The 24,330-nt window shown below is 61.9% G+C and carries 16 protein-coding genes and 1 pseudogene; 12 read left to right on the forward strand and 5 right to left on the reverse strand.

From position 1 onward, the window contains the following. Positions 1 to 58 precede the first annotated feature (58 nt). From J2J99_RS18835 to J2J99_RS18865, 8 genes and pseudogenes are all read left to right on the forward strand, one after another. Positions 59 to 1,510, forward strand: a complete 1,452-nt coding sequence (locus J2J99_RS18835) for a homospermidine synthase (protein WP_168296031.1) — start codon at positions 59 to 61, stop codon at positions 1,508 to 1,510. Positions 1,511 to 1,607: 97 nt separating this feature from the next. Then, a complete protein-coding gene (locus J2J99_RS18840; RefSeq protein ID WP_168302470.1) occupies positions 1,608 to 2,978 on the forward strand; it encodes an IS1182 family transposase in 1,371 nt (456 codons plus the stop codon). A 254-nt stretch (positions 2,979 to 3,232) separates the two neighbouring features. After that, positions 3,233 to 3,604 carry an outer membrane lipoprotein Omp10 gene (gene omp10 / locus J2J99_RS18845; protein WP_168302444.1) on the forward strand — a complete coding sequence of 124 codons (372 nt, stop codon included), beginning with the start codon at positions 3,233 to 3,235 and terminating at the stop codon, positions 3,602 to 3,604. Positions 3,605 to 3,638: 34 nt separating this feature from the next. Then, a pseudogene (locus tag J2J99_RS34060) lies at positions 3,639 to 3,933 on the forward strand (hypothetical protein). A 166-nt stretch (positions 3,934 to 4,099) separates the two neighbouring features. After that, the gene (locus tag J2J99_RS18850) at positions 4,100 to 6,049 is read left to right on the forward strand and encodes a bifunctional metallophosphatase/5'-nucleotidase (RefSeq protein ID WP_207600934.1); all 1,950 of its coding nucleotides are present in this window, start codon (positions 4,100 to 4,102) and stop codon (positions 6,047 to 6,049) included. A gap of 123 nt (positions 6,050 to 6,172) precedes the next feature. After that, positions 6,173 to 7,207 carry a ferrochelatase gene (hemH, locus tag J2J99_RS18855; RefSeq protein ID WP_168298126.1) on the forward strand — a complete coding sequence of 345 codons (1,035 nt, stop codon included), beginning with the start codon at positions 6,173 to 6,175 and terminating at the stop codon, positions 7,205 to 7,207. A gap of 175 nt (positions 7,208 to 7,382) precedes the next feature. Beyond that, entirely contained in the window at positions 7,383 to 8,411 is a 1,029-nt protein-coding gene (locus J2J99_RS18860; protein ID WP_168298128.1) for an SPFH domain-containing protein, read from the forward strand. Positions 8,412 to 8,414: 3 nt separating this feature from the next. Next, complete coding sequence (locus J2J99_RS18865) at positions 8,415 to 8,870, forward strand: NfeD family protein (RefSeq protein WP_168298130.1); 456 nt, start codon at positions 8,415 to 8,417, stop codon at positions 8,868 to 8,870. A 14-nt stretch (positions 8,871 to 8,884) separates the two neighbouring features. Here J2J99_RS18865 and J2J99_RS18870 read toward each other — a convergent pair whose 3' ends face one another. Then, on the reverse strand, positions 8,885 to 9,880 hold the full coding sequence (locus J2J99_RS18870; protein WP_168298132.1) for a KpsF/GutQ family sugar-phosphate isomerase: 996 nt from the start codon (positions 9,878 to 9,880) through the stop codon (positions 8,885 to 8,887). A 142-nt stretch (positions 9,881 to 10,022) separates the two neighbouring features. Here J2J99_RS18870 and J2J99_RS18875 point away from each other — a divergent pair, with 142 nt between their 5' ends. Continuing rightward, positions 10,023 to 11,543: an outer membrane beta-barrel protein gene (locus tag J2J99_RS18875; RefSeq protein ID WP_168298134.1), complete on the forward strand. Its 1,521-nt coding sequence runs from the start codon at positions 10,023 to 10,025 to the stop codon at positions 11,541 to 11,543. 56 nt (positions 11,544 to 11,599) lie between these two features. Here J2J99_RS18875 and galU read toward each other — a convergent pair whose 3' ends face one another. Next, positions 11,600 to 12,487 carry a UTP--glucose-1-phosphate uridylyltransferase GalU gene (galU, locus tag J2J99_RS18880; RefSeq protein WP_168298136.1) on the reverse strand — a complete coding sequence of 296 codons (888 nt, stop codon included), beginning with the start codon at positions 12,485 to 12,487 and terminating at the stop codon, positions 11,600 to 11,602. 201 nt (positions 12,488 to 12,688) lie between these two features. Between galU and J2J99_RS18885 the strand changes: the two genes are divergently transcribed. After that, positions 12,689 to 13,912, forward strand: coding sequence for a lytic murein transglycosylase (locus J2J99_RS18885; protein ID WP_168298138.1), 1,224 nt, complete (start codon positions 12,689 to 12,691; stop codon positions 13,910 to 13,912). A 91-nt stretch (positions 13,913 to 14,003) separates the two neighbouring features. Next, positions 14,004 to 15,242: an SGNH/GDSL hydrolase family protein gene (locus tag J2J99_RS18890; protein WP_168298140.1), complete on the forward strand. Its 1,239-nt coding sequence runs from the start codon at positions 14,004 to 14,006 to the stop codon at positions 15,240 to 15,242. A gap of 85 nt (positions 15,243 to 15,327) precedes the next feature. Here the strand turns inward: J2J99_RS18890 and J2J99_RS18895 are convergent, their stop codons facing one another. From J2J99_RS18895 to gltB, 3 genes are all read right to left on the reverse strand, one after another. Further along, a complete protein-coding gene (locus J2J99_RS18895) occupies positions 15,328 to 15,960 on the reverse strand; it encodes a hypothetical protein (RefSeq protein WP_168298142.1) in 633 nt (210 codons plus the stop codon). Between the two features lie 337 nt (positions 15,961 to 16,297). Then, entirely contained in the window at positions 16,298 to 17,752 is a 1,455-nt protein-coding gene (locus tag J2J99_RS18900; RefSeq protein ID WP_168298296.1) for a glutamate synthase subunit beta, read from the reverse strand. Positions 17,753 to 17,978: 226 nt separating this feature from the next. After that, on the reverse strand, positions 17,979 to 22,703 hold the full coding sequence (gltB, locus tag J2J99_RS18905; RefSeq protein WP_205918993.1) for a glutamate synthase large subunit: 4,725 nt from the start codon (positions 22,701 to 22,703) through the stop codon (positions 17,979 to 17,981). A 538-nt stretch (positions 22,704 to 23,241) separates the two neighbouring features. Between gltB and J2J99_RS18910 the strand changes: the two genes are divergently transcribed. Then, on the forward strand, positions 23,242 to 24,294 hold the full coding sequence (locus J2J99_RS18910) for a threonine aldolase family protein (protein ID WP_168298144.1): 1,053 nt from the start codon (positions 23,242 to 23,244) through the stop codon (positions 24,292 to 24,294). Positions 24,295 to 24,330 lie beyond the last annotated feature (36 nt).

Below are 24,330 nucleotides of genomic sequence, written 5' to 3' on the forward strand. Positions count from 1 at the left end.
CAATTTCAAAAGAATTCTTCAGGCTGATCGCCTTCGTCCCCTTCCACAGGAGAAAAGAATGACGGAAAAGAACCACCCGGTATATGCCGAAATTACCGGTCCGATCGTGATGATCGGCTTTGGCTCCATCGGCCGCGGCACCCTGCCGCTGGTCGAGCGCCACTTCAAATTCGACAAGAGCCGGATGGTCGTCATCGACCCGCGCGACGAGCCCTCGGACATGGAGATACTGAAGAAGTACGGCGTGCTTCACATCAAGGAATATGTCACCAAGGACAATTACAAGGACCTGCTGAAGCCGCTCCTGACGAAAGGTGAAGGTCAGGGCTTCTGCGTCAACCTCTCGGTCGACACCTCCTCGCTCGACATCATCAAGCTCTGCCGCAAGCTCGACGTTCTCTATATCGATACCGTCGTCGAGCCTTGGCTCGGCTTCTATTTCGACAAGGGCATGAGCAATGCCGACCGCACCAACTATGCGCTGCGCGAAACCGTGCGCAAGGAAAAGGCGAAGAACCCGGGCGGCGCCACGGCCGTTTCCACCTGCGGCGCCAATCCCGGCATGGTCTCCTGGTTCGTCAAGCAGGCGCTCGTCAACCTCGCCAATGACACCGGCCTGAAGTTCGACGAACCGGATCAGCACGATCGTGAAGGCTGGGCCAAGCTGATGAAGAAGCTCGGCGTCAAGGGTGTCCATATCGCCGAGCGCGATACCCAGCGTACCAAGCATCCGAAGCCGCTCAACGTCTTCTGGAACACCTGGTCCGTCGAAGGCTTCATCTCCGAAGGCATGCAGCCGGCCGAACTCGGCTGGGGAACGCATGAACAGTGGATGCCGAAGAACGCCAAGAAGCACAAGAAGGGCAACAAGGCGGCGATTTACCTGGAGCAGCCCGGCGCCAACACCCGCGTGCGCACCTGGTGCCCGACGCCCGGCCCGCAATACGGCTTCCTTGTCACCCATAATGAGTCGATCTCGATCGCCGACTACTTTACCGTTCGCGACAAGGACGGCGAAGTGACCTTCCGCCCGACCTGCCACTATGCCTATCATCCGGCCAACGACGCCGTGCTCTCCCTGCATGAGATGTTCGGCAATGGCGGCACGCCTCAGCCGGTCCACCACGTTCTCGACGAGGACGAACTGGAGGATGGCATCGACGAACTCGGCGTCCTGCTCTACGGCCATGAGAAGAATGCCTACTGGTACGGCTCACGCCTGTCGCTGGAGGAAACCCGCCGCATCGCCCCTTACCAGAATGCCACCGGACTGCAGGTAACCTCCGCTGTTCTCGCCGGCATGGTCTGGGCGCTGGAAAACCCGACGGCCGGCATCGTCGAAGCCGACGAGATCGACTACAAGCGCTGCCTCGAAGTGCAGAGGCCCTATCTCGGTCCGGTCGAAGGCCATTACACCGACTGGACCCCGCTCGACGGTCGTCCCGGTCTCTTCCCCGAGGACATCGACACGAAGGATCCCTGGCAGTTCAGGAACATTCTTGTTCGCTGAACCCTCAGTGCGACTTTGAAGATGCCCGCCGCAAGGCGGGCATTCAGACTGCTGACAAACCCCTGGCGATGCCGGGGGTTTTGTGATTCATTGGGACATGTTGAAGAAACCCTCTGCCGAACAGACGGCGATCGAGATGGTGACGCTCGATAGCCTAGTGCCGAAGGATCACCTGCTTCGCAAGATTGATCAGGTGATCGACTTTTCCTTCATTCATGATCGTGTGGCTTTGCTTTACTGCCCGGACAACGGCCGGCCAGCGCTTGATCCGACCTTGATGTTCAAGGCCTTGTTCATCGGTTATTTGTTCGGCATCCGCTCCGAGCGTCAGCTGGTGCGCGAGATCGAGGTCAACGTCGCCTATCGCTGGTTCCTGCGGTTGAAGCTGGCAGATGGCGTGTTCGACGCCTCGACGCTGAGCCAGAACCGGCGTCGGCGCTTCAGCGACACATCGGTGGCCCAGGATATCTTCGACCATATCGTCGAACAGGCGATCGCCCACAAGCTGGTAGACGGCACGGTGCTTTATACCGACTCGACGCATCTGAAGGCCAATGCCAACAAGGGCAAGTACGATCTTGCCATGATCGAGAAGTCGCGTGCCGACTATTGGGCCGATCTCGACCGGGCGATCGAGGCTGAGCGGGCGCTGCATGGGCAGAAGCCGTTGACGGAGAAGGAGCGCGAGCCGCAGGTGAAGCAGACCAAGGTCAGCCGTACCGACCCCCAGGCCGGCTACATGGTGCGCGACGGCAAGCCGAAGGGCTTCTTCTATCTCGATCACCGCACGGTGGACGGCAAGCTCGCCATCATCACCGACACGCATGTGACGCCGGCCAATGTGCATGACAGTATCGTCTATCTCGATCGGCTGGACCGGCAGCGGCATCGCTTCGACTTCGATGTGAAGGCGGTCGGGCTCGATGCCGGCTATGCCACATCCGGCATCGCCAAGGGTCTTGAAGATCGCACTATTCTCGGCGTCACCGGCTACCGCAATCCGACGCCGCCCAAGGCCGGCATGATGCGCAAGTCGAAATTCGACTATGAGCCCGAGACAGACGGCTACCGCTGCCCCGAAGGTCAGCTCTTGACCTATGCCACCACCGACCGCAACGGCTACAAACACTACACATCCGATCCGGCCATCTGCTGTTCCTGCCCGTTGCTGGCGTCGTGCACCAGCAACAGCAAGGCCGTCCGCACCATCACCCGTCATGTCTGGCAAGACGCCCGGGAGCGCACCGACGCTCATCGCCTGACGCCCTGGGGCAAGGCGATCTACAAGCGCCGCAAGGAGACAGTCGAGCGCTCCTTCGCCGATGCCAAGCAGCTTCACGGGCACCGCTATGCGCGCTTTCGAAGTCTGACCCGCGTCGCTTGTCAGTGCCTGCTGGCCGCCGCAGCCCAAAACATCAAGAAGATCGCAATGGCGCTCACCAAAGCACCCAAACCAGCCATGGCATGAGGGCCACAGGCCGCCACCTCCGCTCCGCAGCCGCACCCAATTCGAAGCAGCCAACTCCAAAATAAAACCCGCCGAAAAATATCGACGGGTTTGTCAGCTGTCTGGATGCCCGCCGCAAGGCGGGCATTTTTGTAACGCCTGCTGTATAAATGCCGCCATCGGCGCTCCAAGGCTTGCCATCATGGCGGTCGCACGCCATGTTTTGCGCGAACTGCGGCGGGGTCTGCCCGCGCCGAATCGCCGGGAGAAGCCTTATGAAGATGAAAACTGGTCTCGTTCTTGTCGGTGCTGCAGCCGCGCTTGCCGCCTGCGTTTCATCAGGACCGCGCCCCCTGCCGGTTGCAACCGCACCTGCGCCCGCCGGCGTCGAAGGCGAGTGGACGGATGCCAATGGTTTGACGTCGACATTCTCGAGCGGCCAGTTTGTTACTCGCACAAGCGACGGAACAAATACTCAGATGGCATCGGGGACATACACGACCAGCCCTGATGGGATTATTCAGATAAATCTCTATTCAAATGTCAAACGAACAACATCTCTCGTCAATTGCGCGTTGATTGGTTCCAGCCAGCTGAACTGTACCACCGCAACCGGATCGCAATTTACGCTCTCCCGCCGCGTCTAGTCGGCGACATGAAGGGCTTGCAGGGATCGTCGCGATGCGAGCCTTCGCCGGCTATATGGTCTTACTGGTGGCGATGCCGCTCGCGACATTTGCCGTTGTCTTGCCGGCCAACGTCTATCGTGCCCAGGGTCATCGCGGCTCCCGATTGCGACGGGCCGCTGCAGGTGTTGATCTTCGCCCTGCCGACCTTGCTGATCTAGAGCTGGACGGCGCTTCCACCGCTTGTTTCGCTCCTCTGCCTGATCGTTGCGCTCACTGCAGCTCCGAATATCGCCGAGGCCGTGAACGAACTCTACAGAAACGCCGCCGGAGGCGATTGCCCCGCATAGCAGGCGTCTTTTTTGTCCTCTCCCCTTGGAAAGCCTGCCGCCTAGCCCAGCTTTCCCTTGCGGTTCTATGCCGTGTCATGGAACATCTGCACGCCGGGACACTGCCCCGGCGGACTGTGGAAGGGATCGGCGAGGGGGATCTTTCGCCTCAATCAGGAGAACAGGGATGACGAAGTCTTTCAGCTTCGGTCTTTTGACCGCGTCCATGCTGGCGCTGAGCGCGGGCGCCGCCTTTGCGGATTACGAACTCAATATTCTTCATATCAACGATTTCCATTCCCGCATCGAATCGATCAACAAGTTCGATTCCACCTGCTCGGCCGAGGAGGAAGGCAAGAAGGAATGCTTCGGGGGTGCTGCCCGCCTGAAGACCGCGATCGACCAGCGCCGCCAGGCGCTATCGGGCAAGAATGTCCTTCTGCTGAATGCCGGCGACAATTTCCAGGGCTCGCTCTTTTACACCACCTATAAGGGCGCGGCCGAAGCCGAATTCCTGAACATGATGAAGTTCGACGCCATGACCGTTGGCAATCATGAATTCGACGACAGCGAGGACGGACTTGCCACCTTCCTCGACAAGGTGCAATTCCCCGTGGTGACGGCGAACGTCAAGGCGACGGCTGCCTCCAAGCTCGGCGACCGCATCAAGCCGTCGCTGGTGCTTGATGTTGGCGGCCAGAAGATCGGCATCGTCGGCGCCGTCACCAATGACACGCCCGAATTGTCCTCGCCCGGCCCGAACGTCACGATCGGCGATGACGTCCAGTCGATCACGGCCGCGGTTCAGGATCTGAAGGGCCAGGGCGTCAACAAGATCATTGCCCTCACCCATGTCGGTTATCCCCGCGACCTCACTTTCATCGCCAAGATTCCGGATGTCGATGTCGTCGTCGGCGGCCATTCCCACAGCCTGCTGTCCAACACCGATCCGAAGGCTGAAGGCCCATATCCGACGATGGTCGACAACCCCGGCGGCTACAAGGTGCCGGTCGTCCAGGCCGCCTCCTACAGCAAATATCTCGGCGATATCGTCGTCAATTTCGACGATAACGGCGTCGTCAAGGATGCCAAGGGCGACCCGATCCTGATCGACACGTCCTTCACGCCCGATCCGGCTGTAGTCACCCGCGTCACCGAACTCGCCAAACCGATCGAGGATTTGCGCAAAAAGGTGATCGGCTCCGCCGAAGGCCCGATCGAGGGCGACCGCAAGGTCTGCCGCGTCAAGGAATGCTCGATGGGCAATCTGGTGGCCGACGCCATGCTCGACCGTACGAAGAACCAGGGCGTCTCCATCGCCGTTCAGAACGGCGGCGGCCTGCGTGCGTCGATCGACGGCGGCGACGTTACCCAGGGCGAGGTCATCACCGTGCTGCCTTTCCAAAACACCCTCGCCACGTTCGAGGCCACCGGTGCTGACATCGTCAAGGCGCTCGAAAATGGCGTCAGCCAGATTGATCAGGGCGCCGGCCGCTTTCCGCAGGTCGCCGGCCTGAAATTCTCGTTTGACCAGTCCAAGCCTGTCGGCAGCCGCATTAGCGATGTCCAGGTGAAGGAGGGTGACAATTTCACTTCGATCGATCAAACCAAGACCTACAAGCTCGCTACCAACAACTTCATGCGGGCCGGCGGCGACGGCTATTCGATCTTCAAGGAAGGCAAGAACGCCTATGATTTCGGCCCGGATCTCGCCGACGTGACCGCCGAATATCTGGCTGCCCATTCGCCCTATAAGCCCTATACTGACGGTCGCGTTAGCGAAATCGGCGCGACTGTGGCGCAAGCACCGGCTGCAGCACCGGCACCAACCGCCCAACCTGCCCCCGCCCCTGCGGCTCCGGCAACGCCGGCACCAACAGCCGAGCCCGCCCCAGCCACCGAGCCTGCACCGGCCGCACCCGCGCCCGCTGCGGAACCGATGCCGGCGCCGGCAGCGTCCGCGCCTGTGGCAACGACGCCCTCGACCCATGTGATCGCCAAGGGCGACACCTTCTGGGATCTCGCCGTGACCTTCTATGGCGACGGTACGCTGTGGCGGAAGCTATCCGAAGCCAACGGCAAGCCGAACCCGCATCACCTGATGGTCGGCAAGGAAATCCAGGTTCCCGCCAAGTAAGACGATTTGTCTCCATGTCATCGGCCGGCCCAGGGTTTCACGGGCCGGTTTTTCTTTCTATAGGGTGAACCATGATCTCGGCGTTGCGTATGAGCCGACGAGACAACGAGTGTTGGAACCAGAATGACAGCAGATATTTCACTCCGTCCGGTGCATCATCCGGCCGTCAAGTCAGGCAACATCGGCGTCCTGCTGGTAAATCTCGGCACGCCCGACGGAACCGACTACACCTCGATGCGCCGCTATCTCAGGGAGTTCCTGACCGATCGCCGCGTCATCGAATGGTCGCGCTGGAAGTGGTATCCGATCCTGTTCGGCATCGTACTCAACACGCGCCCACAGAAGGTCGGCAAGGCCTACGAACTGATCTGGAACAAGGAGAAGAACGAAAGTTTTCTGCGTACTTATACCCGCAATCAGTCGGAACTGATGGCCGAGCGGCTGAAGGATCTTGATAACGTCAAGGTCGACTGGGCGATGCGTTACGGCACGCCGTCGATCGGCTCGCGTATCGAGGTGCTGAAGCAAGAAGGCTGCGATCGTATTGTGCTCTTCCCGCTTTATCCGCAATATGCCGCGGCGACGACCGCGACCGTCAACGACAAGGCGTTCCATAAGCTGCTTTCGATGCGCTGGCAGCCGGCGCTGCGCACCGTGCCCGACTATCATGACGACGAAACCTACATCGACGCACTCGCCCGATCCGTCGAAACCCATCTTTCGTCGCTCGACTGGAAGCCGGACATGCTGATCGCCTCCTTCCACGGCATTCCGATGTCCTATTTCAAGCAGGGCGACCCCTATTACTGTCAGTGCCAGAAGACCGGCCGGCTGCTGCGCGAGCGCCTGGGCCTCAAGCAGGAAAACTTCATGGTCACCTTTCAGTCCCGCTTCGGGCCGGAGGAATGGCTGCAACCTTATACGGACAAGACGGTGGAGAAACTCGCCTGCGACGGCGTCAAGCGCGTCGCCGTCATCAACCCCGGCTTCGTCTCCGACTGTCTGGAAACGCTGGAGGAGATCGCCGAACAGGCCGCGCACTCCTTCCATGAAAACGGCGGCGAGAAGTTTGCGCATATCCCCTGCCTCAACGACAGTGAAGACGGCATGAAAGTGCTGGAAAAGGTCGTCCGCCGCGAATTGCAGGGCTGGGCGTGAGGAAAAGCAGCACCGTAGGCATAACCGGCGGCAGCCCACCGATCTCGACGAGAGGGAACCTGCTTTTCACCTAGGGGTGGAGGTGTGGCATCCGCGTGGCATTTCTTCCTCGCAAAGAACATGCTAATTCCCCACATCAGTGTGTGGGCGCATGCGCCGATGGGAGGGTTTTTTCATGCTGTTGGGCGGTTTCGATGTCGTCGTGATCGTGCTGGTCATCTTCGTCATCCTGGTCCTCTTTGCCGGGATCAAGACGGTGCCGCAGGGCTACCGCTACACCATCGAGCGCTTCGGCCGTTATACCCGCACGCTGGAGCCGGGCCTCAACCTCATCACCCCATTCATCGAGCGCGTCGGCGCCCGGTTGAACGTGATGGAGCAGGTGCTGAACGTGCCGACTCAGGAAGTGATCACCAAGGATAACGCCTCGGTTTCGGCCGATGCCGTCGCCTTTTATCAGGTGCTGAACGCAGCCCAGTCCGCCTATCAGGTCTCCAACCTCGAAAACGCCATCCTCAACCTCACAATGACCAATATCCGCTCGGTCATGGGCTCGATGGACCTCGACGAACTGCTTTCCAACCGCGATGCGATCAACGACCGGCTGCTGCGCGTCGTCGACGAGGCCGTGCAACCCTGGGGCATCAAGGTCACCCGCGTTGAAATCAAGGACATTCAGCCGCCGCGTGACCTCGTCGATGCCATGGCCCGCCAGATGAAGGCCGAGCGTGAAAAGCGCGCGCAGGTGTTGGAAGCCGAAGGCGCGCGCAATGCCCAGATCCTGAGAGCCGAGGGCGCCAAGCAATCCGCCATCCTGCAGGCCGAGGGCCAGCGCGAAGCCGCCTTCCGCAACGCCGAAGCCCGCGAGCGCCTTGCCGAGGCCGAAGCCAAGGCGACGAGGATGGTCTCCGAGGCGATTGCCGCCGGCGACGTGCAGGCGATCAACTATTTCGTCGCGCAGAAATACACCGAGGCGCTCGCCTCGGTCGGCTCGGCGCCCAACTCCAAGATCGTGCTGATGCCGATGGAAGCCTCGTCTATCCTCAGCTCCCTCGGCGGCATCGGCGCCATTGCCCGCGAGGTATTTGGCGACACCGGCAACCCGCCGCCTCCGCCGCCGCGTCCGCGCCCCGCGCCGGTCCGCTCGACGCCGCCGATCAATCCGCCGAACCCCAACCCCTTCAACCCCGATCCGGAGCGCTGAGCCATGCTGGCGAAGATCATCGCCGAACTCGGTCCGTGGAGCTGGTGGGTTGTTGGCCTGGTTCTGCTCGCCGCGGAAATGATCGTGCCGGGCTTCTTCCTCGTGTGGATCGGCCTCGCCGCCTTGATAGTCGGCGCACTGTCACTGCTCTTCTGGGACAGCGCCTTCTGGCTCTGGGAGTTGCAGGCGATCCTATTTGCCCTGCTTGCTGTCGCCACGACCTTAGCCGGCCGTCGGCTGATGCTGCGCAATGCCGCCACTGACGAGCCCTTCCTCAATCAACGCGGCGCAAGCCTCGTCGGCCGTACCGCGACGCTGCACGAGCCGATCCGCGAAGGCCGCGGCCGCATCCGTCTCGATGATACGCTGTGGCAGGTTATGGGGCCTGATCTGCCCGTGGGCACGCAGGTCAAGGTGGTTGCGAGCAACGGCCGCGACCTCAAGGTCGAACCCGTCTAGTCAAACAGTGCTGATCAGGCGACGCCGATCCGCAGCAGGTCGTGGAAATGCACCAGTCCGAGCGGCCGTCTGTCGTCGTCGATGACGATCAGCGCGCCGATGCTGTGCTGATTGAGCAGCGCGAGGGCAGCAGTCGCCAGCATCGTCGGCTTCACCGTCTTCGGCGTCCTCGTCATGATGTCGTCGACGGCAAGTTCGGCGAGATTGCGGGTCAGGTTGCGCGCCATATCGCCCTCGGTGACGATGCCGCAGAGCCGTCCGTCCTCGTCGAGCACGCCGACGCAACCGAAATGCTTGCGCGACAGCACGGTGATCGCCTCCGGCATTGGCGTGCCCTTGGCGACGAGCGGCAACCGCTCACCGGTATGCATGATGTCGACGACATGCGTCAGGCTGGCGCCGAGCTTGCCGCCGGGATGGAAGACATGGAAATCGGTGGCGGTAAAGCCGCGCGCCTCCAGGAGCGCCACCGCCAAGGCATCGCCAAGCGCAAGCTGCATCAGGGTCGAGGTCGTCGGCGCCAGCCCGTTGGGGCAGGCTTCCTGCTCGTTCGGCACCAGAAGCACGATATCGGCTGCGGTGGCAAGCGACGAGCTTTTGCCACAGGTGAGCGCGATCAGCGGTATGGAAAAGCGCCGCGTGTAGGAAATGATGCTCTTGAGCTCGGCGCTCTCGCCGCCCTTGGAAATCGCCAGCACGACATCGTCGCGCGCGATCATACCGAGATCACCGTGATTGGCTTCGGCCGCATGCACGAAGAAGGCGGGCGTCCCGGTCGACGCGAAAGTCGCCGCCAGCTTGGCGCCGATATGGCCGCTCTTGCCGACGCCGGTGACGATCACCCGGCCGGAGATATCGCCGATGACTTCGATCGCGCGGGTGAACGGGCCGGCCAATCCATTGTCCAACGCCTGTTCGAGCGCTTCAAGACCGCGTCTTTCGATTGCAATCGTGCGTTTTGCCGATTCGAGCACGCTGTTTTCGACCAGTTTTATCGCTCTTCTGTTCATGGACTTGCGTTAGACCTTTTCACTTTCCAAGTCCACCCCGGCATCTTTCCGAATTGTGAATGGCGCCCGCCGACGGCAACGAATGATTAACCACAAGGCTTTACCTTTGGGTAAGAAGCGAAGCATGTCAGGCGCGAATTGCATGGGCCACCCAAATCAGACGAGCAGTGTGACGCCGCTCCGCGCCATAAGCCGTGCCGTCTCTTTTGCTGCATTCGGCTGCCTGCTTCTCGGCCAGCCCCCCGCCTTCGCGCAGTCCGCCTCCCAGCAACAGGCGAGCACGACGAACAACCGCACCACAAACAATGCAGCCGCCGGTTTCGATGACGAAACCGATGTCTCCACCACACCTGCGGCAAACGGCACGGCCGCGACTGTGGATGAAACCCAGCAGCGGCCCGCCATAGCCGACGCGCAACCCGGAGACGAGATTACCGGCTCCATCCTCGACGAGGACATGCGCCGGCTAAACACCCGTGAAGCGCGGGTCGATGAGACTCTGCCGGGGCGCCGGGCCGCCGAAAGCGCCTCGACCGCGGAAACGCCGGGCATTCCGCTTGGCACCTTCGTGCTCCGTCCGAGCGTCACCCAGAGCATCAACACCGAGACCACCAAGGATGGCGACACCAGGCAGCGGCGCGCCTTCCTCGAGACCGATGCGGCGGCGACGCTGACCTCCGACTGGGGTCGCCACCAGTTGAGCGTCACCTCGGAAGGCGCCTGGCAGAAGAATATCAGCGGCGAAGGCGAGGAGCAGCCGTCCTTCAAGATCAACGGCGACCTCAGGCTGGATCTCCCCCAGGATACGGTCGCCCACCTCACCGCCGGGTATAATTTCTACCGCGAAGATACGGACGACCCCGACGCGATCGCCAATGCGACGCAGCAATCCGATGTGCAGGAGTTTTCGGCCGGCGCCTCCGTCCAACGCGATTTCGGCATCCTGCGCGGCACGACGGCGCTGGCGCTCACCCGTTCGATCTATTCCGACGCGACGCTGGCAAGCGGCGCAACCGTCACGCTCAGCGATCGCAATCAGACGACAGGCACGTTGCGCGGCCGCGTCGGCTACGAGCTGTCACCCGCGCTCATCCCCTTCATCGAGGCCACGATCGGCCGCACGATCTATGACGAAACGCGCGACTCCGCCGGTTACGAACGTTCGGGCCACAGCTATGGCGCCAAGGCCGGCGTCGAAGTCGATCTCGGCGAAAAACTCAAGGGTGAGGTCGGTGCCGGCTACGCGATGGCCGACTTTGAAGACGGCCGTCTGTCTTCGATCGATACCGCGACACTCGATGCGAGCCTGCTCTGGTCGCCGATCCGCGGCACCGACGTCAATTTCGACCTGGAGACGAGCATCCAGCCCTCGACGACGGCGGGCGAGAGCGGCTACGTCTCGCACGCCTTGACCACGACGGTCACCCACCAGCTGCGCGACAATCTGGTGGGCACGATGATCGGTGGCGTCATATGGCGCGATTATCCCACTGACAGCACCATCAACGACGAGCTCGTCTATACCGCGGCGACCGGGCTGACCTGGAACATCAACCGTTATCTCGATCTGACCAGCACGCTCGGCTACGAGCTGACGACGCGCAAGGACGGCGACGACTCGCAGCAATTCCGCGCCGGCGTCGGCCTGAAGCTGAAAAGATAAACGCCGCGCATCCGATGGGAGGCGCGGCGCTGCTCACTGATAGATTGGACGGAACCTTACCTCAGGCCGGCAAGTAATTCCTTGAAGCCGCCTTCGACGGATGGACGGATGTCAGCACGTTCGAGGGCGTAGGCGACGTTCGCCAGGATGAAGCCGTCCTTGGCGCCGCAGTCATAGGTCGTGCCGCGGAAATGGTAACCGGCGAAATCCTGTTCCTTCAAGAGCTTCAGCATGCCGTCGGTGAGCTGGATCTCGTTGCCGGCGCCGCGCTCCTGGGTTTCGAGGATCCGGAATATCTCCGGCTGCAGGATGTAACGGCCGTTGATGAAGAAGTTGGAAGGCGCCGTTCCCTTGACGGGCTTTTCCACCATGCCGGTGATTCGGAAGCCCTCGCCGATCGCCTCGCCAACGCCGACGATGCCGTATTTATGCGCCTGGTCGGGCGCGCATTCCTCAACGGCGATGATATTGCCGCCGCTCTGGCCGTAAAGGTCGATCATCCCCTTCATGCAGCCCTTGTCGCCCTTCATGATCATGTCGGGCAATAGCAGAGCGAAAGGTTCGTCACCGACGATTTCGCGGGCGCACCAGACCGCATGACCGAGGCCGAGCGGCTCCTGCTGGCGGGTGAAGCTCACCGTGCCGGCCTTCGGCAATTGCTGGGCGAGAAGGGTGATTTCCGCCTTCTTCGCGCGCTCGCGCAGCGTCTGCTCCAGCTCGAAATGAATGTCGAAATAATCTTCGATGACGTGCTTGTTGCGCCCGGTGACGAAAACGAGATGTTCGATCCCGGCCTCGATCGCCTCATCGACGACATATTGAATGATCGGCTTGTCGACGACGGTCAACATTTCCTTCGGAACAGCCTTTGTCGCCGGCAGGAATCGCGTCCCCAACCCGGCCACCGGAAATACTGCTTTACGAACTTTGTTGTGCTGAGCCACACCGGCCTCCTGCTTCGCCATATCGCTTTGGAATAGAGCCCTTTCGCTCTACCTAGTATAGAATTGCTACTGTTTTGCAATGGTGACCGGAGCGCACCGCCATGGTAAAGAATTTGTTGACTCCGTTCCTGTAGTCTCGGGTCTGGGCGGACATGACGCCTCTGCTGTACCGAAAACTGAAGATGACGGATACGACTGTCGATGATCCAGAATCACAAAAACTCCCTTCGTGGTCTTGCTCTCGCCCTCGTTGTCGCCGCCCAGGTGGGCCTGGTCCCCGACAACGCGAAAGCCGATTCCCGGTTCCAGAAATGGATCGCGGATTTTTACCAAACAGCCGCACAGAGTGGCATCAGTAAGGCAACCTACCAAAAGGCTTTTTCGGGGGTAAGCGAGCCCGACCCGACGGTGCTCGAAAAAGCCGCCAATCAGCCGGAATTTGCCTCGAAAGTCTGGGACTACATCGATTCGCGCGTCAATCCTTATACGGTCAAGATCGGCCGCGAGATGGCCGTCAAGCATGCCCGGACGCTTAACGCGATCGAGCAGCGCTTCGGCGTCGACAAGACCATTCTGCTCGCCATATGGTCGATGGAATCCAATTACGGAGCGATTCTCGACAAGGATGACAGGCTGCACTACGTGCCGCGCGCGCTGGCGACACTGGCCTATGCCGATCCGAGCCGCGCCAAATTCGCCAAGAAGCAGCTGGTTGCCGCGCTGAAGATCCTGCAGAACGGCGACGTGCCCGCACGCGACATGACCGGCTCCTGGGCAGGCGCCATGGGCCACACGCAGTTCATCCCGACGAGCTATCTGCTTTACGCCGTCGACGCCGACGGCAACGGCCATCGCGACATCTGGAATTCGGTGCCGGATGCGCTGGCAACCTCGGCCAATCTCTTGATGAAGAACGGCTGGGATACCGGCAAGACCTGGGGCTACGAGGTCGTCGTTCCCGCCGCCGCCGCCAAACAGGTGGGCAAGACCCATACGCTCGCCCAATGGGCGGAGCTCGGCCTGAAGCGCCCGAGCGGCAAGGGCTTCCGCGAGGGCGGCGCCAAGGCGGTGCTGAAGATGCCGGCCGGGCCGAGCGGCCCGGGCTTCCTGATGACCGCCAACTTCTTCACCATCAAGAACTACAACGCCTCGGACAGCTACGCGCTTGCCGTCGGCCTGCTGGCCGATCAGATCGCCGGTTACGGCGGCATGCAGCAGCGCTGGCCGCGCCCGGATGGCGCCCTTGATATCACCGAGAAATTCGAGCTGCAGACCCGCCTCAAGACCCTCGGCTATTACAATGGCGAGGTCGACGGCAATTTCGGCTCGGGTTCGAAAGCGGCGATATCGGCGGTGCAGGAGCGCATCGGCATGCAGCCGGACGGCGAGCCGTCGCTGCCGCTTCTGAACGCCCTTCGCCGATAGCTCATGCCGAAAAGCAAGCGCCGATTGGAAGCCGTTGAACCGTGACCTACATGAATAGCGGGAGTGGACGCTGAGCCACCCTGCATGCAAGATGCCGGCAGATGCGGAACTGCCCATGATGAAGAAAATTGATCGACCCCCAATCCGTTGGCTGGTGCTCGCCTTGACGGCAGCTTCGCTATGCATCGGCGCGCTTGCGCCGGTGAATGTCGCCGAAGCCCAAGAGCAGCGCTATCAGCGCCGGTCGATCCTCGATATCCTTCTTGGTCGGCGCTATCTCGATGAGAGTCCGCAGGTCCCTGATGCCCCGCAGCCGAGACGCCAGCAGCAGCGCAAGCGCCCGCCGCCGCAGAAGGCGGTGATCAATACCCGCACCGCGCCGCCGGTGCGGCCGCCGGTCCAGGAAGAGCCGGTCGTGCAGAAGCTCGGCGACGCCAAGAAGATTCTGATTGTCGGCGATTTCCTCGCCAGCGGCCTCGGCGACGGCCTGACTGCCGCCTTCGAGACTTCACCCGGCGTCGTCGTCGAGGCCCGCGGCAACGTCTCCTCAGGCCTTGTCCGCGACGATTATTACGACTGGCCGGAACAGCTGCCGAAGATGATCGACGAGCTGAAGCCGGTCATCGTCGTCGTCATGATCGGCGCCAACGACCGCCAGCAGATGGTGACTGACACCGCCAAGGAAAGATTCCGCACCGACGGCTGGCTTGCCGAATATCGCCGCCGTGTTCTTTCCTTCGGCAAGGAGGTCACCGACCGGAAGATCCCGCTGCTCTGGGTCGGGCTGCCCGCCTTCGAATCCGACCAGATGACGGCCGACGCCGCTCAGATGAACCAGCTCTATCGCAACCAGGTCGAAAGCATCGGCGGCGAATTCGTCGATATCTGGGATGGCTTCGTCGACGAAAACAGCAACTTCATCGTCACCGGTTCGGATGTGAACGGCCAGCAGGTGCGCCTGCGCACCTCCGACGGCATCAACCTCACGCAGGCTGGCCGTCGCAAACTTGCCTTCTATGTGGAAAAGCCGGCGCGCCGCATTCTCGGCACCCAGGCAAGCCCGGATCTGGTGCGGCTGGACGAAAGTGCCCTGCCCGGTCTCGGCCTTCCCACCAATCCGGTCGAACACACCGTGCCGATCAGTCTCTCCGATCCCAATCTCGACGGCGGCACCGAGCTTCTCGGCGCAAGGCCGCCGCCGGTGACGCTGACGAAATCGCCGCGCGATCTCCTCGTCGAACAGGGTGAGATGACGCCGGCCCCTGTCGGGCGCGTCGACGATTATCGCATGCCGGCGGCCAAGACGCCGGCCGAAGTCTCGGTGAAATGAGAAAGGCCGCACGCGCATGATGCCGAAACGTGTCGGGCGGCTTCGGACCACATCATGCTCCTGTTCCAGCCGGCCTTCATAGCCTTCACTTTGCCGCCGCCTGCGGCCAGCTCAGATAATAATAGTTCGAACCCACCAGGCCGAAGAAGGCATTGCTGTCCGTCGTCTGGTCGACATAGCTGCCGTTTTCCTTGACGAAGGTGCCGTCGGAACCACGCTCCAGATGTGCGTTCAGGAATTCGCTCCAGCCGCTCACGTCGATCGCCTTGCCGGCCTTGCTTTCCGTGTCTGCCTCATCGGGATCGTCGACGTCCCAGGCGACGACCGACACACCTTGCGTCGGATCGGAGATGGTGAGCGTGCCTGCTTCCAGCGCAGCCAGCAAATCATGAGCCTTGCCGCTCTCGCCTTCCGCGGCGGCGGCTTCCTGCAGCTGCTGCTTCAGCATCGACATGAAGGAGGCGCTGGTGATATCCGCCCTGTCGCCCGTCGCATCGGTCTCTTCAGTCGTGTCGCTTTGCGATGAAAGCGTGTCGAGCAGGCCCGACAGCGCCTGATTGGAAAGAAGCGATGCGGAGCTCGAATCGAGCCCGTAGCTGCTCAGGATACTGGCCACTGACGAACTTTGCGGATCCTGCGACTCGTCTTGGGAATTGCGGAGGTTCTTCAGGGCATATTGGGCCGAAACCATCCGTGTGCTGTCAAGCGCGGAAACCATTTTAAAAATCCTTGTCGATCGTTCGCGGCAGTCAATGTCCCTGGCGCCGCGGCCGATGGTGAAATGTCCTGGCCGAAACGGCGGGGTACCTCCGCTCCGGTCGCCGCCGGCTCCTCCTGAGCCCGCGTCCGCCGCAACCTTCAGGCGCCGGCATTGCTCGAGGCTTGCGGGGAAGACCGGCGCGTCAAGCGGTCGCACCGGCAGTAAGCGCCCTTCTGGACGCGCGCTCCATAAAAAAACTCTGCCTGTAAACAGCTCCCCGAAGGTTGGACAACAACCTTCGGGGAGCAGTTCACAGGCGGAGTTCGTCTCTTCCTGAGCCTGCGCGAGCCGACCGTCAGTTCGGCAGCACGCTCGAGCCCATCAAAGCCTCGTCGATGGCGCGAGCAGCCTGGCGGCCTTCGCGGATCGCCCAGACCACCAGCGATTGGCCGCGGCGCACGTCGCCAGCCGTCCAGAGCCTGTCGATCGAGGTCTTGTAATCCCGGTCGTTGGCGACGACGTTGGTCGAGCCGCGCTTATCGGTGTTGAGCGTCAGCTTGCCCTCGAGCTCCTTCAGCACGCTTGTCGTGAACGGGCCGCGGAAACCGATGGCGATGAAGGCGAGATCGGCGCGGATGACGAATTCCGTACCCGCAACCGGCCGCCGGCGCTCATCGACCTCACAGCATTTGACGCCGGTCAGCACGCCGTCTTCGCCGATGAATTCGAGCGTCGCCACCTGGAATTCGCGCACGGCGCCCTCGGCCTGCGAAGAGGAGGTGCGCATCTTTGTCGCCCAGAAAGGCCAGACAGCGAGCTTGTCTTCCTTCTCCGGCGGCTGCGGCCGGATGTCGAGCTGGGTGACCTTCACGGCGCCCTGGCGGAACGCCGTGCCAACACAGTCCGATGCCGTATCGCCGCCACCGACGACGACGACATGCTTGGCGCCGGCAAGGATCGGATCCGACGGCCAGCCGACGCTGTCGATGTTCTCGCGCCCGACGCGGCGGTTCTGCTGCACCAGATAGGGCATGGCATCATGCACGCCGGCAAGGTCAATGCCCGGAATGCCCGCCTCGCGCGGCGTCTCCGAGCCGCCGCAGTAAAGAACGGCGTCGTGATCGGCGAGCAGCTGCTCGACCTTGACGTCGACGCCGACATTGACGCCGCAATGGAAGGCGACGCCCTCGCCCTTCATCTGCTCGACGCGGCGGTCGATGAAGTTCTTCTCCATCTTGAAATCGGGAATGCCGTAGCGCAGCAGGCCGCCCGGCTTGGTCTCACGCTCATAGACATGCACCTCGTGGCCGGCGCGGCCGAGCTGCTGGGCAGCCGCCATGCCGGCAGGACCGGAACCGATGACGGCGACCTTCTTGCCGGTATGGACGGTCGCCGGCTGCGGCCGGATGAAGCCGAGCTCATAGGCCTTATCGGCAATCGCCTGTTCGACCGTCTTGATGGCAACAGGCGCATCTTCGAGGTTCAGCGTGCAGGCTTCCTCGCAAGGCGCCGGGCAGACGCGGCCGGTGAACTCCGGGAAGTTATTGGTCGAATGCAGGTTCTGGATCGCCGCTTCCCAGTTGTTGTTGTAGACGAGGTCGTTCCAGTCAGGAATCTGGTTGTGCACCGGGCAGCCGGTGGGACCATGGCAATAGGGAATGCCACAGTCCATGCAGCGCGCGGCCTGTTTCTGCACTTCCGGATCCGACATCGGGATCGTGAATTCGCGGAAATGGCGGATACGATCCGACGCCGGCTGGTACTTCGCCACCTGCCGGTCGATTTCCAGAAACCCTGTTACCTTACCCATCTCTTCGTCCCTTACCCTCATGACCGCCTCATCCGCGGCCAATTGTCTGTCGTCAGTCCCGGCATTCCGGGCGGGTTGCTTCTCTTGACCGTCATTGGAACATATCCCCTGAAACTTCCGGGCGATCTCGACGGCCATCGGCCGTCGGCATGATCGTCACGGATCATCGAGACGTTTCCGATATTCGCCACCTGCAATCAGCCCGTGGCGAATATCCCGGTGCAAATCACTCGGCGGCGATGCCCATCCGGCTGCGCTCCATTTCCTCAAGCGCACGGCGGTATTCGACCGGCATGACCTTGCGGAACTTCGGACGGTAGTCGGCCCAGTGATCGAGGATCTGCTTGGCACGGGACGAGCCCGTATAGTGCAGATGGTTGGAGATCAGCTGGTAAAGGCGCTCCTCGTCATGGCGCGTCATGTCGCCCGACACGTCGACGCGTCCCTTGTGCATGAGATCGCCGCCGTGATGATGCAGCTTCTCCAGCATGTCGTCTTCCTCGGGGACCGGCTCGAGTTCGACCATCGCCATGTTGCAGCGGCTGGCAAAATCGCCGGCTTCATCGAGCACATAGGCGACACCGCCGGACATGCCGGCCGCGAAATTGCGCCCCGTAACGCCGAGCACGACGACGACACCGCCGGTCATATATTCGCAGCCATGGTCGCCGACACCTTCGACAATCGCGATCGCACCGGAATTGCGCACGGCGAAACGTTCGCCCGCTACCCCGCGGAAGTAGCATTCGCCCTCGGTCGCGCCGTAAAGCACGGTGTTGCCGACGATGATCGAGTTCTCGGCGACGATCCTGGAGTTTTCCGGCGGCCGGATGATGATCTTGCCGCCCGAAAGTCCCTTGCCAACATAGTCGTTGCCGTCGCCGATCAGGTTGAAGGTAACGCCGCGCGCCAGGAAGGCGCCGAAGCTCTGGCCCGCCGTGCCGCGAAGCGTCACGTTGATCGTGTCTTCCTTCAGCCCGCGATGGCGGAAGCGCTTGGCGACCTCGCCGGACAGCATCGCTCCGGCCGAACGGTCGACGTTCTTGATGTCGACCTCGAAGGCAACGGGCGTCTTGTCGGTCAGCGCCGGCTGCGCCTGCTCGATCAGCACGCGGTCGAGAATGTCGTCGATCGGGTGCTGCTGCCGGCTCGTCCAGAAGGTCTCTTCCTTGGCGGCATCGACCTTGTGGAAGATGCGGCTGAAGTCGAGACCCTTCGCCTTCCAGTGCGCCAGCATCTCGTCCTTCTCCAGGAGCTCCGAAGCGCCGATGATCTCGTCGAGCCGGGTAAAGCCGAGCGAGGCGAGGATTTCGCGCACTTCGTTGGCGACGAAGAAGAAGTAGTTGATGACGTGCTCCGGCGTGCCCTTGAAGCGCTTGCGCAGCACCGGATCCTGCGTTGCCACGCCGACCGGACAGGTGTTGAGATGGCACTTGCGCATCATTATGCAGCCGGCCGCGATCAGCGGCGCGGTGGCGAAGCCGAACTCGTCGGCGCCGAGCAATGCCCCGATGATGACGTCGCGGCCGGTCTTCAGACCGCCGTCCACCTGCAGGGCGACACGCGAACGCAGGCCGTTCAGCACCAGCGTCTGCTGGGTTTCGGCAAGGCCGATTTCCCACGGGCTGCCGGCATGCTTGAGCGAGGTCAGCGGCGACGCACCGGTGCCGCCGTCGAAGCCGGCGACCGTGATATGGTCGGCGCGCGCCTTGGCGACGCCGGCGGCAACCGTGCCGACGCCGACTTCGGAGACGAGCTTGACCGAGACATCGGAGGTCGGGTTGACGTTCTTCAGATCGTAGATCAGCTGCGCCAGATCCTCGATCGAATAGATGTCGTGGTGCGGCGGCGGCGAGATGAGGCCGACACCCGGCGTCGAGTGGCGGGTCTTGGCGACCGTCGCATCGACCTTGTGACCGGGCAGCTGGCCGCCTTCGCCGGGCTTGGCGCCCTGCGCCACCTTGATCTGCAGCACATCGGCATTGACCAGATATTCGGTCGTGACGCCGAAGCGGCCCGACGCGATCTGCTTGATCGCCGAACGTTCCGGATTGCTCGACCCGTCGGAGAGCGGCATGTAGCGATCGGATTCCTCACCGCCCTCGCCGGTGTTCGACTTGCCGCCGATCCGGTTCATGGCGATCGCCAGCGTCGTATGCGCCTCGCGGGATATCGAGCCGAAGGACATCGCTCCCGTCGAGAAGCGCTTGACGATATCGGCCGCCGGCTCGACCTCGTCGATCGAGACCGGCTTGCGGCCGAGCGCCTCGGCGCTCTTGATATTGAACAGGCCTCGGATCGTGTTCATGCGCAGCGCCGAATTGTTCACCATCTCGGCGAATTCGCGGTAGCGATCCTCGGCATTGCCGCGCACGGCATGCTGAAGAGCTGCGACCGCATCCGGCGTCCAGGCATGGCTTTCGCCGCGCATGCGGTAGGCGTATTCGCCGCCGATATCGAGCGTCGTCGCAAGCAGCGGATCTTTGCCGAAGGCGGCGTTATGGCGGGCGACGGTCTCTTCGGCGATCGCTTCGAGACCGATGCCTTCGATCATCGTCGCGGTGCCGAAGAAGTACTTGTCGACCAGCTCCGACGACAGGCCGATCGCATCGAAGATCTGCGCGCCGCAATAGGACTGATAGGTCGAGATGCCCATCTTCGACATGACCTTGAGGATGCCTTTGCCGACCGCCTTGATATAGCGGTAGACGACTTCCGAAGCGTCCACTTCCTTGGGGAATTCGCCCTTGGCATGCATATCGAGCAGCGTGTCGAAGGCGAGATAGGGATTGATCGCCTCGGCGCCGTAGCCGGCGAGCAGGCAGAAATGATGCACTTCGCGCGGCTCACCGGTCTCGACGACGAGACCGACCGAGGTGCGAAGCCCCTTGCGGATAAGGTGATGGTGCACGGCAGCCGTCGCCAGCAGCGCCGGAATGGCGATCCGGTCCGGGCCGATCTGCCGGTCGGAGAGCACGATGATGTTGTAACCGCCCTTGACGGCCGCTTCCGCGCGTTCGCAAAGCCGGTCGAGCATCTCGGGCATGCCGGCGGCGCCACGCTCGATATCATAGGTGAAGTCGAGCGTCTTGGTATCGAAGCGGTCCTCCGTATGGCCGATCGAGCGAATCTTCTCGAGATCGCCATTGGTCAGGATCGGCTGACGCACCTCGAGGCGCTTGGCGTTGGCCATGCCTTCGTGGTCGAGAATGTTCGGACGCGGGCCGATAAAGGAGACGAGGCTCATGACGAGTTCTTCTCGGATCGGGTCGATCGGCGGGTTCGTCACCTGCGCGAAATTCTGCTTGAAATAAGTGTAAAGCAGCTTCGGCTTTTCCGACATCGCCGAGATCGGCGTATCCGTGCCCATCGAGCCGATCGCTTCCTGCCCCGTCGTCGCCATCGGCGACATTAGGATGCGGGTGTCCTCGAGCGTATATCCGAAGGCCTGCTGGCGGTCGAGCAGCGACACGTCGCGGCGTAGCGCCCGCGGCTCCACCGGTTTCAGCTCTTCGAGGATCAACTGGGTCCGGTCAAGCCAGCTGCGATAGGGATGTGCGGTGGCCAGTTGCGACTTCACCTCGTCATCGGAGATGATCCGGCCTTCTTCCATATCGATCAGCAGCATCTTGCCCGGCTGCAAGCGCCACTTCTGGATGATCTTTTCCTGCGGAACCGGCAGCACCCCGGCCTCGGAAGCCATGATGACGCGGTCGTCATCGGTCACGAGGTAACGCGCCGGCCGCAGGCCGTTGCGGTCGAGCGTTGCACCGATCTGCTTGCCGTCGGTGAAGGCAACGGCAGCCGGCCCGTCCCAAGGCTCCATCAGCGCGGCATGATATTCGTAGAAGGCCTTGCGTTCGGCTGCCATCGACTGGTTGCCGGCCCAGGCTTCCGGGATCAGCATCATCACCGCATGCGCCAGCGAATAGCCGCCGCGCACCAGGAATTCGAGCGCATTGTCGAAGCAGGCCGTGTCCGACTGCCCCTCGTAGGAGATCGGCCAGAGCTTAGAAATGTCTTCGCCGAACAGCGGCGAGGAAACCGAAGCCTGGCGCGCCGCCATCCAGTTGACGTTGCCGCGCAACGTGTTGATCTCGCCGTTGTGGGCGACCATGCGATAGGGATGGGCAAGCTTCCACGACGGGAAGGTGTTGGTCGAGAATCGCTGATGCACCAGCGCCACCGCGCTTTCGAAACGGGGGTCCGACAGGTCCTTATAATAGGCGCCGACCTGATAGGCCAGGAACATCCCCTTGTAGACCACCGTCGCCGACGACAGCGACACCGGATAGAAATTGCTCTCCTCGCCGTCGAACTCGTCATAGATGCGGTTGGAGATCACCTTGCGCAGCGTAAACAGCCGGCGCTCGAACTCGTCATTGTTCTCGGCATCCTCGCCGGCACCGATGAAGACCTGCACGTGATGCGGCTCAGTGGCGGCAATTGCCGGCGCCTTGGACAGCGAGGAATTATCAACCGGCACGTCGCGAAAGCCGATCAGGACCTGGCCCTCTTCTTCAATGACGTCCTTGATCACCTTCTTGAAGTGCTCGATCTGCTTTTCATCGCGCGGCATGAAGATATGACCGACGCCATATTCGCCGGCCGGCGGCAGGGTGATCCCCTGCGCGGCCATCTCCTCGCGGAAGAAACGGTCGGGGATCTGCACCAGGATGCCGGCGCCGTCACCCATCAGCGGATCTGCGCCGACGGCGCCGCGGTGCGTCAGGTTCTCAAGAATGAACAAGCCGTCCTTGACGATCTGGTGCGACTTCTCACCCTTCATATGCGCGACAAATCCGACGCCGCAGGCATCATGCTCGTTGCGCGGATCGTAGAGGCCCTGCTTCTTCGGCAGGCCGGAGGCTGATTTGGACATATTGGCCGTCGCGCGCATCTCGGCAGCAGCAAACTGGTCAAATTCCATGGATGGCGTCTTCGTCATCATCTTTCCTCCTGTCGAAACCCGCGCGCCGCGGGCGGCTCTTCGTCCCGCGCCGCAACCCGAAGATAGGTTCGGCGCATGACAGCGCTGTTGCATTGTGAAGATCGCCGAGACATCTGCTTCTAGAGAAAGCAAACCGTCGCGTTCCGCGCCTGCCATTCGCCTCCGCGCGTCGCCCGTCCTGGGGCTTGGTGCTCGGAAGAACTATAGCGTGAAAGCCCGCCTGTTCCAGGGCTTTTGGCGCCTCTTCGGCCGCAAAGGCCAAAATAGGACAGCAACACTGTCCTAATTCATCTGTTCTATGCCAGAAAGGATTTGGCTTCGCAAGAGCGCTGCGCCAAAAATCGTCATTTTGCGAAGGAAGATTACCGAATCGGTCGCAATCACGAAAGAATATTACGTGAAACTGGGTAATTTTATTTATTGATTGCGCCGTTCAATTTTCGTGATGGATTATGGGCAATGGCCTTGATCCAGTAAAGGATTGACGTAATGTCCGCTGCGAACCTCCCGACCTGTTTCACTCCCCACGGTCTCCGCTATGTTCTTTGCATCCGACAATTGGGCCGGCGCCCACACATCCATTGCCGAACGCCTGCTGGCGGAATCGGCCGGTTTTGCCCCGGCCTATGGCGCCGGCGACCTCGACAAAAAGATCGAGGCCCGCTTCTGCGAGATCTTCGAACGTGAGGTTTCCGTCTTCTTCGTCGCCACCGGCACGGCCGCCAATTCCCTGTCGCTGGCAAGCGTCCAGCGCCCCGGTGGCATTACCTTCTGCCATTCGGAGGCGCATGTGATCGAGGATGAATGCGGCGCGCCGGAATTTTTCTCCGGCTCCGCCCGGCTTGTCGCCATCGACGGCGAGGCCGGCAAGATCGATCCCGCCAAGCTTTCGGCGAAGATCGCAAACTTTCCCGAGGACGCCCTCCGTCACGGCCGTGCCAGCGCCGTCACCATCACCCAGGCAACCGAGATCGGCACCGTCTATTCCCTGCCGGAGATCGGCGAGATCGCCGCCATATCAAGAAGGCGCAACCTGCCGCTCCACATGGACGGCGCCCGCTTCGCCAATGCCCTGATTGCGCTCGGCGCAACCCCGGCCGAAATGACCTGGAAACGCGGCGTCGACATGCTCTCCTTCGGCGGCACCAAGAACGGCTGCTGGTGCGCTGAGGCGATCGTCTTTTTCGATCCAGAGCGGGCGCGCGAAATGCCCTTCATCCGCAAGCGTGCCGCCCAGCTCTTTTCCAAGTCGCGTTTCATCGCGGCCCAGTTCGATGCCTATTTCGAAAATGGCCTCTGGCTCGACCTCGCCCGCCATTCCAACGCCATGGCCGACCGGCTGCGCGCCGGCATTGGCTCCAGCGGCGCCGCACGGCTCGCCTGGCCGACCGCGTCAAACGAAGTCTTTGCCGTCGTCAGCAGGAGTGCGGCCAAAACCGCGGAGGAAAGGGGGGCAAAATTCTACGAATGGCCTGTGCCTGCGGCCAGGCCCGAACTCGTTTCCAAAAGCGAAACCCTGATCCGCCTCGTCACGAGCTTTGCGACGACGGAAGCGGATGTGGATGGTTTCCTGAAGTGCCTCGCCGCCTGATCGACCGAGCCCACCTGCCGGGCAGGTTCCCGGTGC

It is taken from the genome of Rhizobium binae, assembly GCF_017357225.1.
GTDB classification, from domain to species: domain Bacteria; phylum Pseudomonadota; class Alphaproteobacteria; order Rhizobiales; family Rhizobiaceae; genus Rhizobium; species Rhizobium binae.